Annotated in this window: 8 protein-coding genes; 4 read left to right on the top strand and 4 right to left on the bottom strand. The window is 63.7% G+C overall.

Annotation, left to right across the window (positions count from 1 at the left end; translation table 11 throughout):
- Positions 1-2,582 (top strand): S-layer homology domain-containing protein (locus B5F74_RS11495; protein WP_204212592.1); only part of this gene is annotated, 2,582 nt, incomplete at its 5' end.
- 412 nt (positions 2,583-2,994) lie between these two features.
- Here B5F74_RS11495 and B5F74_RS11490 read toward each other — a convergent pair.
- The 3 genes from B5F74_RS11490 to B5F74_RS11480 all read right to left on the bottom strand — a co-directional run bounded on the left by B5F74_RS11490 (position 2,995) and on the right by B5F74_RS11480 (position 9,119).
- Positions 2,995-3,177 carry a hypothetical protein gene (locus B5F74_RS11490; protein WP_087202634.1) on the bottom strand — a complete coding sequence of 61 codons (183 nt, stop codon included), beginning with the start codon at positions 3,175-3,177 and terminating at the stop codon, positions 2,995-2,997.
- 381 nt (positions 3,178-3,558) lie between these two features.
- A complete protein-coding gene (locus B5F74_RS11485) occupies positions 3,559-6,162 on the bottom strand; it encodes an S-layer homology domain-containing protein (protein WP_087202632.1) in 2,604 nt (867 codons plus the stop codon).
- A gap of 914 nt (positions 6,163-7,076) precedes the next feature.
- Positions 7,077-9,119 carry a S8 family serine peptidase gene (locus B5F74_RS11480; protein WP_087202630.1) on the bottom strand — a complete coding sequence of 681 codons (2,043 nt, stop codon included), beginning with the start codon at positions 9,117-9,119 and terminating at the stop codon, positions 7,077-7,079.
- 192 nt (positions 9,120-9,311) lie between these two features.
- Between B5F74_RS11480 and folK the strand changes: the two genes are divergently transcribed.
- Together folK and B5F74_RS11470 are read left to right on the top strand one after the other, a co-directional pair.
- A complete protein-coding gene (gene folK, locus B5F74_RS11475; RefSeq protein ID WP_087202628.1) occupies positions 9,312-11,090 on the top strand; it encodes a 2-amino-4-hydroxy-6-hydroxymethyldihydropteridine diphosphokinase in 1,779 nt (592 codons plus the stop codon).
- A complete protein-coding gene (locus tag B5F74_RS11470; RefSeq protein ID WP_087202626.1) occupies positions 11,090-11,947 on the top strand; it encodes a biotin--[acetyl-CoA-carboxylase] ligase in 858 nt (285 codons plus the stop codon). The genes folK and B5F74_RS11470 overlap by 1 nt, the downstream gene beginning before the upstream one ends.
- Positions 11,948-12,170: 223 nt before the next feature.
- Here the strand turns inward: B5F74_RS11470 and B5F74_RS11465 are convergent, their stop codons facing one another.
- Positions 12,171-12,938, bottom strand: a complete 768-nt coding sequence (locus B5F74_RS11465; RefSeq protein ID WP_066831268.1) for a type III pantothenate kinase — start codon at positions 12,936-12,938, stop codon at positions 12,171-12,173.
- 137 nt (positions 12,939-13,075) lie between these two features.
- On the opposite strand from B5F74_RS11465, the gene B5F74_RS11460 reads away from it, so the two are divergent.
- Positions 13,076-13,744 (top strand): cytochrome c maturation protein CcmE, encoded by a 669-nt coding sequence (locus B5F74_RS11460; protein ID WP_087202624.1) that lies wholly within the window; start codon positions 13,076-13,078, stop codon positions 13,742-13,744.
- Positions 13,745-13,847 lie beyond the last annotated feature (103 nt).

Genomic DNA, 13,847 nt, shown 5'->3' with positions numbered 1-13,847 from the left:
GAGAAAGACGTATGACAGCTTGCGTCAACAGGAAGCACACTAAGAAGGTGGCAGCCGTCGTGACCGCGTCCCTGGTGGGCGCGCTCTCGCTGGGCGTCGCCCCCGTGGCGGCCGTGGCCGACACCGGGATCGAGACCCTGGCGGCCAACTGGGCCACCGGCGCCAAGGTGACCGCTGCGACCGACGGCAAGGGCGCCACGGTTACAGGCGATCTCGAGCGCAAGAGCTTCACGGCTAAGTCCGGCAAGTTCCTCGTCCCGACCGAGATCACCGGCACCTATACGACCACCGAGGTTGATGAGGACTACCTTCGCTACGAGAAGCGCAATACGAGCGGCGGCTATTCCTTGGTGGGGGCCACCGGCTCGCTGGACGATGCCATCGCCTACTTCGCCACCGGCAGCACCGGCACTGACACGACCGGCACCTACCGCGTCACCTACACCTATGACAGCGAATCCTACGACGTCCACTTCAAGATCTCCGGTGAGGGCAAGGTCGAGGGCGTGACCGTCAAGGGCACCCCCACCTATAACGGCAAGGACCAGAGCTCGACCCTGTCCTTCGTCGACGCCGAGGGCTACGAGATCGCCAACGGCGCCACTAGCTCCATCAGCTACAAGGATGCTAAGGGCGATAGCGCCGTGCCGCAGAATGCCGGCGACTATATTGCCGAGTTCTCTGACGGCACCAACACCTATTCGGTGCCTTTCTCTATTGCGAAGCTAGACCTCAGCACGTCGACCGTTGTTGTCAAGGACACTGACACGGCCATCATCAGCGAAGCTGACCTCGAGGACAACCTCTATATCAATGGAAGCGTCGCGGGCGGCGCCACGGGCACCCTCGCTGGCGAGATTGAGGTGACCAAGGTCACGAACCCCGCCGGTACGGCCGGCTTCGGCTCGGGCAAAGCGGGTGTCTACCAGGTCACCATCGCGCCGGTTGCTAACAACAAGAACATCACCGGCACTGCTTCCATCTCCTACTGCATCGTAGACGATATGGTTGCCGACGCGGTCGAGTACAACCGTGTCGACTACACCGGCAGCACGCTCAAGATCGAGCTTGCCTACGGCGATGCTTTCGATGCCAGCAAGATTGTCGTGAAGGATACCGCCGGCAACTCCTACACCGGCGACGATCTCGAGATCACCTACACCGACACCGATGACAACAAGACCGTCGATGCTTCCGCTCTCGCCAACGTGGGCGAGTACGAGCTGACCATCCGTGTCAAGCCCACGCAGGACTTCGCCACTGGCGCTTGGTCCGGCGGCACCATCACCCTCGACGTCGAGGTTGTGGCAGTCGGCCTCGACGACAGCGAGGACCTCGCCTTCTTCGTCGACGGAGAGCTCGCGGGCAACGCTGAGAGCGTGACCTACGACGGCACCGACCAGCTCGATAAGATCTCCGTCGTCGTCAAGGGCGCTGACGGCACTGACCTCGTCGAGGGCACCGACTACGAGATCAAGGTTACGAACACCGATACGAACCGCGAGGTGGACTCCATCGTCGACGCCGGCGAGTACGAGATCAAGGTCAACCCCCTGACCTTCTCGTTTGGCTCCTCTCCGAATGATACTCTCACCCTGACCGTTAATCCCATCAAGATCGGCCTTGCCGTCACTGGTGGCGATCTTAAGGACTTCCTGTATCGCACCAACACCGCCGGCACCGTCGTCCTGCAGAACGATGCGGTTGCCTATACCGGTTCCGCTGTCGAGATTCCGACGGTCAAGTATCCTGTGCTCAATGAGGACGGCACGGACGTCAAGCGCGACAAGGACGGAAACGTTGTCTACGCTGACCTGTCTACCGACCTCTACAACATCGTCTCCATCAAGGATGAGAACACCAAGACGGTCAAGGAGGCCATCGAGGAGGGCGAGTACACCGTCAAGATCGCCCTGTCCGACGCTGCCAAGAGCAATTACCAGCTCAACGATGACAAGTTCGTCTTCGAGATCCGTGAGGCCGGCCACTTCACCGACGTCGACTCCACCAAGTGGTACTCCGTCGCGGTCGAGAAGGCCTACAGCCAGTGGTACATCAACGGCATCTCCGGCACGAACCTGTTCGCCCCCGAGGCCGACATCACCCGCGCCGACGCCGTGTGCATCATCTACAACATGGCCGGCGGCGACTCCATCGGAGACGAGGACTTCTCCTTCGACGTCGATTACGGCTACAACACCGGCTTCTCCGACGTCGACGGCCACGCCTACTTCGCCAAGGCCCTCGCCTGGGCCCGCGCCTTCGGCGTAGCCAACGGCTCCAACGGCGAGTTCCGCCCCTACGACCAGATCACCCGCGAGGAGTTCGCGAGCCTGCTCGCCAACTACGCGAAGGCCATGGGCAAGTTCGAGGCTGCCGACGCCTCCGCGCTCGACGGCATGTCCGACGCCAGCACCGTCTCCGACTGGGCAAAGGACAACGTCGCCTGGGCCGTCGAGAGCGGCATCATGGGCAACGGCGGCTTCGTGGCCGGCCAGTCCAACATCATCCGCGCAGAGGTTGCGGCCATGGCCGTCAACTACCAGCCGGAGATGATCCGCACCGACAAGCTCCCGCGCTAACATTCGGTCGAAGTCTGTTTAGCCTCTAGACGGCTAGACTAATCAGCCCTCCCCTCCGGGGGAGGGCTTGCGGGAGGGCTCTTCACCATGAGAGCCTCCCCGCAAGCCTTTGGCTCAAGTTGCAAGCTGTCGCACAAGGCTCGATGCTGAACGGGCCCCTTGGAAGAGATTCCAAGGGGCCCGTTCGGCATTAATTGTTAGTACTGAATTCGGCAGCCTGACGTGCTGTTTTTCATCTGATTGAAAAGACTCTCGACGAAACATTTGCGTTTATACCCAGGCGATAGCGAGCACGGCCGGTCACAGCGCCGCCTCCTCCCCGAGCGCCCTGTCGCGAAAGGGGGTTGTCCTAGAGCTCGGAGGCCTCGATGACGCCCGCCTGCTTCCCGTTGGCCTCCCCGCAATCCCCGCTCTAGAAGTGCGTCGACAGGAGCCTTAAGGGGCTGACGTCGTCGCCTGGGGCTTCGACGTCGGGGTCCGGTCGCGACTCCCCGCGGGTATACAAGCTGGACAAGGTCGCCGACCTGAGCTCGCAGGCGTCGAGCATCGGCTTCGCCATCCTCCTGAGCCCGTTGATGGCATATACGTTTTTCAAGGCCCACCTTATCGCATAGGAGTTTGCCACATAATGTCCGCATCGGAGACAGGGTAAAGACATCAAGGAGAATCCGGAACTCTCTACAGCGCCCGACGGACTAAGAGACCAAGGCGGTACCGTTGAATCCAAGAAAGGAAAGTCGATCCCGGCATCAGGGTTGTCGTTGTTGTGAGACAGGCAAATTTCCCAAAACGCTCTTAGGTGGGGAATGCCGAACGGGCCCCTTGGAATCTCTTCCAAGGGGCCCGTTCGGCATCGAGCCTTGTGCGACAGCTTGCAACTTGAGCCAAAGGCTTGCGGGGAGGCTCTGTCTCCCAGAGCCCTCCCGCAAGCCCTCCCCCGAAGGGGAGGGCTTTGGACAACTGCCCGACAGGAAGCTTACTGCAGGAAGTTGTCGGTGATCTTCTCCGGCTGGTAGTTGACCGCCATGGCGGCAACCTCAGCGCGGCTGATGTCGGAGGTCGGGTCGATCGAGCCGTTGTTGCCCATGATCTTGTTGGCGACCGCCCAGGCGACGGACTCCTCGGCCCAGTCGGCGACCTGGCCGGCGTCGGCGAAGGAACCGAGCGCGTCGGAGGACGCGGCCTCGTAGTCGTTCATCGCCTTGGCGTAGTTCGCGAGCATGGCAGCGAACTCCTCGCGAGTGACGTTCTTCTCGGGAGCGAAGGTGCCGTCGCCGTAGCCGTTCACGACGCCGAACTTGGCAGCCCAGCCGATAGCCTGAGCGTAGTACATGTTTGTGTCGACGTCATCGAACTTGGTGGCGTATGCGAGGTACTGGTTCCAGAGGTCGGAGCCGACCAAGACCTTGCCGCCCGCCATGTTGTAGAGGATGCAGACGACCTCGGCGCGGGTGATGTCGCGCTCGGGACCGAACAGCTGGGTGCCGGCGTAGCCGTTGATGTAGCCGTTCTTCTTGGCGGTGTAGACGACCTCGGAGTACCAGGCGTCGTTCGGCACGTCGGCGAAGATGCCGGCGTCGCTGACCTCGACAAGGGCCTTGACGAAACCGGTGTTGACGTCGTAGTTCTTGACGCCGGTACCAAGGGACACGGTGATGCGGTAGTAGCCGGTGTCCTTCAGGCCGTCAACCGGGCTGAAGATTCCAGGAATGAAAGAACCGGAGCCATTCGGGACCTTCTCGGCGTACTCAATGCTGTCGATGAGGACGGTCCCCTCGGGAAGCTCATTCCACTTGTAGTTCTTGTCGGCGTCGTATGCCACGACCTTGCCGTCGGCGTCGGTGAAGTAGCCGAAGGTGAAGGCGGCATCGATGTCCGCGCCGGTGTAGGGGATGATGGTCTGGTTGCCGAAGGTCTGCATCAAGTCGGACTTGGCGTACACGAGGTTGTCACCGACCGCATCGAAAAGCTCGACGGGCTTCACGGTAACCGTGATGTCCTTGTCCGCGACGGCGCTGAGATCGTAGTTGTCGCTGTCGATCGAGATGGTGTAGGTGTCCACGTCGACGATCTTGTCGACCTCGTCGCCGGCGGCGTTGACGACCTTGACGGTGTAGTCGGTGCCGGCGGTGAGCTCCTTGCCGCCGCTGCGCACGACGGTCTGGATGTCATCCAGGAAGTCCTCGCCGTTGTAGACGAGGGAGGTCAGGTCGTTGCAGACCTCGCCCTTGTACTTGAAGACGACATCGCTCTCGGCGACCTGGCCGCCGGTCACCTTGACGGTGATGGTGTGCGTGTCGCTGCCGATGGCGTAGTCGGAGCGCTTGGCGTTGACGCGGACGTTGACCTTCCAGGTGCCGAGGGTGCCGAGGTCGGAGGCGCTGGCCTCGTTACCGTCCTTGTCGGTGTACCAGATGTCGTAGTCCTTGGAGCTAAGCTCAGTGCCAGCAGTATCGAAGACCTCGATGAGGGACTCGTCATATGCGGTGACAGGCTTGGAGAGATCCACGTTCATGATGGACGAGGGGAACGGGTTGCCGTTGTACTGAAAGTCGGCGACGACTTCGGCGACCTTGTTGAAGGTGACCGTGGCGCTGCCGGTGATGTTGGCCTGGTTGCTCACAGCCTTGACTGTTGCGGTGTACTCACCGTTAACGCTGATATTCGCGTTGACGGCGATATCGACCTTGTCACCGTTGCCGCCGGTGGTGTTGAGGTCGACGCCGTCGGCCTTGCAGGCGGTCGGGGCCGCGCTGCTGGTGGTGTCGCTGATGGTCACGTCGGCGGTGCTCAGGTTCAGCTTAGCGACGGTGACCTTGATGGACTTGATGGGAGCGGAGGTCGTGGAGCTCTCGCCCGGCTCGTAGACGTTCACCGTGTAGTCGCCGGCATTCGTCAGATTGTAAACGGTGGCGTTCGAGGCGTCCTTGATCTCAACGACATAGTCGGCCGCCTTGAGGACGGCGCCGTCGACGGCGAGACCCACGGTCTGGGCCTTGCCGTTGTAGGTGAAGGTGCTCTCGGAGGCGTCGGTGTTGCCGTCGGTCGCGTTGAAGACGGTGGCCTTCGTGAGGTCGGTGTCGACGATGTCGAAGTTGATCGTCTTGGAGGCGCCATTGTACTGGCTGCCGCTCTTCAGGTAGGTGATGGTGACGGAGTACTCGCCGGCCGTCCAGGTCTGGCGGCTGGGAGCCTTCGTCGCGTCGGCGCCGAGGCCGAGCTCAGCGAAAGGAGCGCCGCTCTTCTTCCACTCGATCTTGGTGTCCCCGCTGACGGAGCTGAGGTTGAAGTCGATGGTGGAGCCCTCGATGGTGATGCTCTCGGGGAGCAGGTACTCGCCGGAGCCGGCGGAGAAGGCGACGTCGTCCTTCGCGGGGAACGTCACGGCCTCGCCCTTGCCGTTGGTCGCGGCGACGGTACCGTTCTTGAACGCATCGGCGGGCGTGAGGGCCTGCATGTCGATCCCGGTGTCGGCCACGGCCGCCACGGGGGCGGCGCCCAGGGAGAGCGCGCCCACCAGGGACGCGGTCACGACGGCTGCCACCTTCTTAGTGTGCTTCCTGTTGACGCAAGCTGTCATACGTCTTTCTCCTTCCGTAAGGAACAGATAATCGCCAGTTATCGATACCATCATTAAAACCGCAGGTAGATGGCATAGTTTTTAGGGCGATTCAGACGCGAAATGGGACAGTTTTCATCTTGTAATGGCAGCCGTTTTGTCCGTTATGTAATGGTGGAAATCTGATTCGCCGCCTGTCAATGGACCTCGGCACCCAAGCGAGCCAATGAGAGCCGATTTACGGCCTCGCTTTTCTGACGTGCACACACTCATTTGTCGGCAAGCTATCAAATAGAGCCATTCAGGCGTCAGTGCGTTCCGGGGGCAAAAGGCAAACATCCACACCTAAAGATCTACGTTGTCTGCGGCTAAACAAACTAAAAGCCACGAGGAGGATATCGAGAAGGCGCCCGACTAAAGACGCGGCAGCGAGTCGAAGTGGCGTTTCTGCGGTACGGCTTTACGCGCTCGAGCAGCGCAGACAGCGACCTCGAGCGAGCACTCCCACGCTATCTTTTCGAGTTCGTGGTCAAATTACCCAGCGAACCGGGATAGCGCCGCCCGACTGATTATCGTTTTACATTAATTCAAGCAAGTCTATCGAAGGACTGCCGCGCCTTCCCGCCCACCAGGTGGAAAAGCAGCTCCCGGACGCACCGATACAATACATACTATATTGTCCCTGCCGCGCCGCAAGCCGCTCTCGCCGTCCCGCTTTCCACAATCCAGCGCCCATTCCCCGGTTCGATGGGCAAATTGACCACGATCGTGAATTCATACCGAAAAACGCGTGCGAGCAACTAGGGGAACCCCGACGCTTCAGCAAAAGAAAACCCCGGAACCTCGCCGGCCCCGACAAGGCCGTTCGAAATCCCGGGGAGCGCAAAATCCGCCCGCGCCCCAACCAGAGCGCGGACAAAACCAATCAACCCGCTCTAGAACACGTCCTGTTCCAGGCAGTTCATCATGATCGCGGCCATCTCGGCGCGTGTCGCCTTGTTCTGCGGCGCCACGTAGCGCACGTCGCCCAGCTCCACGCCGTTGATGATCTGGTTGTTGATGGCCCAAACCACGTTGGTCACAGCCCATGTACTGGTCTTATCGTGATCCGGCATGCTCTCGTACTTCGCCATGCTGCCGAACGGCTCGCCGTTGCGTGCGATGTTGGCCACGATGCACGCCAGCTGCTCGCGGGTGAGGGGGTCGCCCACGCCGAAGTGCGTGACCTCGCCGGTCGCCACGTTTTCGTATCCGTTGATGTAGCCGTGTGCGACGGCCCAGTTCACTGCGTCGGTGTAGTAATCCTGCCCAACATCAACAAGCCCGCAGTCGGGGGCCTTCTCACCGTTGCCCAGGATGTTGTACAGGACCACGGCGGCGTCTTGGCGCACGATGGGCTCGTTGGGGGCAAAGCGGGGCGAGTCGGACAGGCCGTGCATGATGTCGTTTTCGTACACGTACACGATGGCGGGGTAGTACCACTCGTGGTCGACGTCGACAAACGGCAGCTCGGGCTCGGGTTCGGGATCCGGATCAGGTTCGGGCTCCGGCTCAACCGCACCCGTCAGCTGCTCCACGGCCGCCCCGGCATCCAGCGCGCCGGCGCTGCCGCTCACCTCGGTCCGGTCGTGCTCCTCGTCGACCACGGGCACGGCGGTCTCTTCCAGGGCGGCACGCACCTGCTCGGGCGTGGCATCGGGATCCGCGGCGTACAGCAGCGCCACGGTGCCGCTCACGATGGGGGAGGCCACCGACGTGCCGCTTGCCGTTGAGAAGCCGCCGCTCATGTTCGTGGTGCGGATGTTCTGGCCCGGTGCGCTGATGTCTTTGAACTCGTTGTAGTCCGACCACACGAGGTTGGTGCCGTCGGATTCGAGCGCGGTCACCGAGATGCACTCGTCAAAATCCGCGGGATACATCTTGCCCGTGTTGGGCGTGGTGGTCTGGTTTCCGTTGCCTCCGGCGCACACGGTGAGGATGTCGTACGTGTTGAGCGCCGTCTTGATCACATCGTGGAACGCCTCGTCGTTGGCCTGGCTGTCCTCATAGCCGCCGAGGCTCATGTTGATGACACGCAGGTTGTCGAGCCTGCCGCTGTCGACCAGGTCGAACAGGTACTCGTAGCTCTTCACCAGATCGGCGCTCGTGATCTGCCGCTCCTCGTTGTCCACCACTTTGATGGGCAGCAAGTCGGCGTTGTACGAGGCGCCGGCGATGCCCAGCGCGTTGTTGGCGACAGCCGACGCGACGCCGGCGACCATGGTGCCGTGGCCCGCGCAGTCCGTGATCTCGCACGCGGAGAGCGGCTGCTCGAGCGTTGCGTCCCAGGCGAGGTCGGTCAGGATGTTGCCGGCAAGGTCTTCATGGTCGAGATCCACGCCGGAGTCCAGCACGGCGATGGTGATGTCGTGGTCGCTTTGCGCCTGTTCCCACGCGTCGTCCAGGTTGGCGCTGTAGAGCCAGTACTGGTTGTTGTCCGCCGCAGGGCTGGAGATCTGGGCGAAGGGGTCGTTGACCGAAGAGACCGTCAGCGTGCTCACGCCGGATCGGGACGTGCCCGTGCTGCTCGTAGCATCCTCCTCGATGATGTCGACGAGGTGGTACACGTAGTTATATTGGACATCGGCCACGCCCTCGATGTCGCGCGCTTGGGCGAGGGCCTCCTCGTCGCTCAGGTCGCCTGTGGTATCCGCGGTGAGCACCACCTGGCCGCCCTGGCTCTCAAACGAGTCGTTGACCTCAAGTCCTGCTTGACCCAGCTGGGCGACGACCTCGGATTCGGCAAGCAGGTTCACGTCGTCACCGCCCAGCGAGCGGGCCTGCGCGGAGGCCGCGCTGTCGAGCGTGATGAGGATACCGTCGGTTGCAGCAGCCGCGTCCGCGGCCGTCGCCCCGGCGATGATGGGGGCGAGGCTCAGCCCGGCCACCAGGGCACACGAGAGGGCGCATGCGCGCCATACGCTATGGAAACGCTTCATAGACCGTCCTTTCTGCAAGGGTTGGTTTATTGTACCGCGCCCGTTCGGACGACAAGAACGCTCCCAATATCAATTTGCTTTTTCGTGCGGTGCGCGGGAGCCGCGTACAAGAGCTCCTGCGTCTGGATACAATAGAGGCACGTGTACATCGATCGCATGGGCATCGCGCGGCGGTGCGGCGAAAGGATATTCATGGCTCACGATACCAAGACTTGGCGCTGCGGAAAGTACGAGATCAAATTCGACCGTCCCCGCATCATGGGGGTGCTGAACGTCACGCCGGATTCATTTAGCGACGGCGACGAGAGCAACCTCGATGTGGATTCCGCCGTGGCACGCGGTGTGGCCATGCTCGACGCCGGAGCCGACATCATCGACGTGGGCGGCGAGTCCACGCGGCCCGGCTTCACGCCGGTGTCGGCCGACGAGGAGGCCAAGCGCGTGCTGCCCGTCATCCGTGCGCTTGCCCAGCGCGGGGCCATCGTGTCCATCGACACCCGCCATGTGGAGGTCGCCAAGGCCGCTGTGCGCGTGGGCGCCTCCATCGTGAACGACGTGACGGGCTTCACCGATCCCAAGATGATCGAGTTCGTGAAGAGCACCAAATGCGGCGTGGTCATCGCGCATGCGGGTGAGGTCACCGAGCCGGCACGCGCCCACAAGGCGGTGCAGCTGGATACCTCCGCCGCGGCGTTTGTGGCCGAGAAGGCCCGCGCCGCCGCGGCCGCGGCGGCCGCGGGCGCCACCGCGAGCAAGAAGCGCGGTCGCGGCATGGGCGGCTCGCGCCTGATCGGCGGCTTGGTGCAGCCCCAGCTTCCGTTTGCCGACATCCCGAATGGCTCGGCTGCGGTTTCCGGCGATGCCCCGGCTGCCGAGCCGGCGGCACCTGCTGCCGAGGAGACGGCGCCCGCCGAGGCCGTCGCCGCCCAGCTCACCGGCGCCTCCATCGAGGCCGATGCCGTCAAGACCGCTCCCGACGGCGCTGCCGCCGAGACCTCGGAGCCCGAGGACAAGCTCGCCGCCGTCATGGCGCGCGCGAGCCGCCGCGAGGAGGCGTACGTGAGCACCTCGCAGCTGCGCCGCTTCACGCTGCCCGACTCTGCTCCCATCATGCGCCGTGTCATGGGCTTCCTGTCCGACCAGGCCCGTGCGCTCATTCACGCCGGCGTGGCGCGCGAGCGCATCTGCATCGACCCGGGCGCGGGCTTCGGCAAGAACACGAACGAGGACATCATCATCCAGCGCGAGACCGCCAAGATGGCCTCCTTGGGCTATCCGCTGATGTGCGCCGTGTCGCGCAAGCGCTTCGTGGGCGCCGTTTCCGGCGTGGTCGAGGCCGCCGACCGCGACGCCGCGACGTTCGGCGTGTGCCTGGGGGCCATCCAGGCCGGTGCCAACGTGGTGCGCGTGCACGACGTCGCCGGCTTCGCGCAGTTCCTGAACGGCTACTGGGCGGTCGCCCGCCCTCAGCCTCGGCGCGCCTTCGTGGCCCTCGGCTCCAACCTGGGCCGACGCATGGACAACATCCGCGCCGCCAAGGACCTTATCGCCGAGATCCCGCTCACCTGCGTGTCCAACTGCTCGCACATCTATGAGAGCGAGCCCGCCTACGAGGAGCACCAGGAGCCCTTCGCGAACGCCGTGATCGAGATCCGCACCGAGCTCGCGCCGCTCATCCTGCTCGACGAGCTGATGAAGGTCGAGGACAAGCTCGGCCGTAACCGCACCGCGAGCGCCAAGCCCAACGGGCCGCGCACGCTCGATTGCGACCTGCTGTGGATGGAGGGCGAGATCCACGGCGGCGACAAGCTGCGCCTGCCGCACCCCAAGCTGGGCGAGCGCGACTTCGTGCTCGTGCCGCTCGAGGACCTGGTCCACGACCCGGCGCGCTTCTTCCGCTACGAGGGCGTCGACGTCAAGGAGCCCGAGGAGCGCGTCGGTCACGTGACGCAGGAGCTGGGGACGCTGTAATGGCAGATGAGATGCTTTCCGGCAACGAGGCGCCGCTGGTGTTCGAGGCGTCCGTGCCCTCCACAAACGATGTCGCCATCGACGCCGCGCTCGGCGGCGTCCCGCACGGCTGGGCCGTGTGCGCCGACGAGCAGACTGCCGGTCGCGGCAGGCGCGGGCACACGTGGGCGTCGCCTGCGGGCAGTCTCTATATGTCCGTGGTGCTGAGGCCCCAGGTCCCCATGCAGCACTTCATCGCGCTGCCGGCGGTATGCGCCATGGGGGTCATCGACGCGCTGCACGGTTTGGGTCTTGCGAGTAACGTCGGCATTAAATGGCCGAACGACATCGTGGCCCGCGTGGATGCCGACGACCGCACGCCGACCGCGTTCGACAACAAGCTTGCGGGCATCCTTGTCGAGGCCCGCGCCAGCGAGGCCGGCCCCTTTGCCGTGGTGGGCATGGGGGTCAACATGCATCCCGTCGAGATCGAGGCTCCTGCAGAAGGCAACGTGCCGAAGGCGCCGCGCGCGCTGACGCCGGTGTCGCTGGACGAGCTTTTGGGGGAAGCGGCTGGCACGGTGGAGGTGCCCGATGTGGCCCGGCGCCTGCGCGACGCCGTGATCGCGCGCGTCGATGCGTGGGCGGACCTCGTGCATGAGGGCCGGGCGTCGGCTGGTCCGCTGGCCCCGATTCTTTCCGAGTATTTCGATCTGGTGCCCATGCTCGGCCATCAGGTCGCCGTGCTGTCTCCCAACGGGCGTCTCATGAACACCGGCGTGTTCGCGGGGCTTGACGTATGGGGTCGCGCCTGCGTGATGACGCCGGGCGGCGAGCAGACCTATCCTGCCGAGGCGGTCAGCCTGCGCGCGCTGTAGCGTGCTGATGGGTTGGACGGGGACGGGTTCGTTTCAACCCATGCCTGATGTCGTGGCGGTTTCTGCGGGAAGCTCGGACGAAATATGCATATCAAGTCTCGCTTAATAAAGAAACGCGAGGTAAACAGCCATATCGTTTTGGTCGTTATGCAAAACGATATGGCTGTTCCCGCAGAATCCGTCGCGACGTTTTCTGCGGGAAGACGTAGCGGCGGCCCAGTAGCTATTCCGTCATCCGTCGGTAGATCTCCTGGATGCCGCGAAGCGTCAGGGTCGGATCCACCGCATCGAACGCGTCGGTTGACCGGGCGACGACGCTCGCGAGGCCGCCGGTGGCGATGACATAGGCGTCGGGCGCCTCAAGTTCGGCTTTGATGCGGGCGACGAGCCCTTCGGCCATGGCGGCCGCTCCCACCACGATGCCGTTCTGCACGGCCTCGATGGTGTTGCTGCCGATGGCGTGCGCGGGCGCTTCGAGCGGCACGCTGGCAAGCTGCGCCGCGCGGGCCACGAGTGCGTCCATGGAGATGCGGATGCCCGGCGCGATGGCGCCTCCGATGTAGCTGCCCGAGGCGTCGACCACATCTATATTAGTAGCGGTGCCGAAATCGACCACGATGGCGGGCGAGCCGTAGAACGCGGCGGCGGCCACGGCGTTGGCGACGCGGTCGGCGCCGACCTCGGCGGGGTTGTCCGCCTTGATGGCGGTGACGCGCGCCGTGTCGCGCCCGACGGCCAAAAACGCCGCGCCGAGCTGACGGGCCACGCCTTCCCATTCGCGCGTGAGCTGCGGCACCACGCCGGCGAACGCGATGGTGCCCACGCAGGACAGATCGAGCCCGTACATGCGGAAATACCCCTGCAGGCGCACGTTGATCTCGTCTTTGGTGAAGGTGCGATCGGTGGGCATGCGCCAGGAGTAGATGAGCTCCTCGCCGTCGAACAGCCCGAGTGCGGTCTGCGTATTGCCCATATCAACTGCCAGAACCATGATTTTGCTCTTTCAATCGCCCGTTGCATGCCGAACGCGCCCGATCGCGCCATGCGCCCATTGTATACTTGACCGATGGCAAAACACGATATCGTTGCGCACAGATTCCCCGGAGGAATGCTGTGCTTGGAGTGCACATGAACAAGAAAGCAAAGCGCCGCCTGGTGGTCGTGGGCGGCATCGTGATCATCGCCATGCTCGTGATCGTCGCTATCGCGGGCAGCGGCGGGGCGGCCTCGTCGCTGTCCATCGGCGACGTGCTCGGCGGCGGGTACGAGGGCAAGAAGGTCCAGGTATCCGGTTCGGTGGTGGCCGATTCCATCTCAAGCGAGGGCTCGACGGCGGTGTTCGAGATCGCGCCCGAGGAGGGCGACGCGTCCGAGGAGCTGCAGGTGAGCTATGACGGCGCCCTTCCCGCGACGTTCGGTGCCGGCGTGGTGGCCATCTGCACGGGCACAGTGCAAGACGGCGTGCTCAACGCGACCGAGATGGTGACCAAGTGCCCCTCCAAGTACGAGAGCGCGGAGGGCTCGCTGACCGTGAAGGGCCTGCTCGACCAGGGCGATGCCATGGTGGGCAAGGACACCAAGATCTGCGGCTACGTGCGCGGAGACATCCAGGCGGTCGATGCCGACTACCGCTTCACGATCGAGTCCCAGGGCGCCACGCTCAACGTGCGCTACGACGGCGGTCTGGACGACGCCATCGTCGACGGCACGGCCGTGGTCGTATCCGGCGCGCTCGGCGAGGACGGCACGTTCACGGCAAGCGAGCAACCGGCCATCGACGAGGCGGTATCCGAATAACGCTTTTTGGCGCGCAGCGCTGCGGGTCTTGTGCCACGTGGCAGGGGCGTGACGCCGCGGCATCGGTGCGTGCCATGACGGGCAAGGGGAACAGGGGGCATCC

The organism is Collinsella sp. An271 (assembly GCF_002159695.1).
GTDB classification, from domain to species: Bacteria; Actinomycetota; Coriobacteriia; order Coriobacteriales; family Coriobacteriaceae; genus Collinsella; species Collinsella ihumii.
This window is presented reverse-complemented; position numbering and strand designations above follow the sequence as displayed.

Bases quoted from the DNA above. Each gene is read 5' to 3' on its own strand.
- B5F74_RS11485 (WP_087202632.1), bottom strand. From the start codon at position 6,162: ATGACAGCTTGCGTCAACAGGAAGCACACTAAGAAGGTGGCAGCCGTC.
- B5F74_RS11480 (WP_087202630.1), bottom strand. From the start codon at position 9,119: ATGAAGCGTTTCCATAGCGTATGGCGCGCATGCGCCCTCTCGTGTGCC.
- folK (WP_087202628.1), top strand. From the start codon at position 9,312: ATGGCTCACGATACCAAGACTTGGCGCTGCGGAAAGTACGAGATCAAA.
- B5F74_RS11470 (WP_087202626.1), top strand. From the start codon at position 11,090: ATGGCAGATGAGATGCTTTCCGGCAACGAGGCGCCGCTGGTGTTCGAG.
- B5F74_RS11465 (WP_066831268.1), bottom strand. From the start codon at position 12,938: ATGGTTCTGGCAGTTGATATGGGCAATACGCAGACCGCACTCGGGCTG.
- B5F74_RS11460 (WP_087202624.1), top strand. From the start codon at position 13,076: ATGAACAAGAAAGCAAAGCGCCGCCTGGTGGTCGTGGGCGGCATCGTG.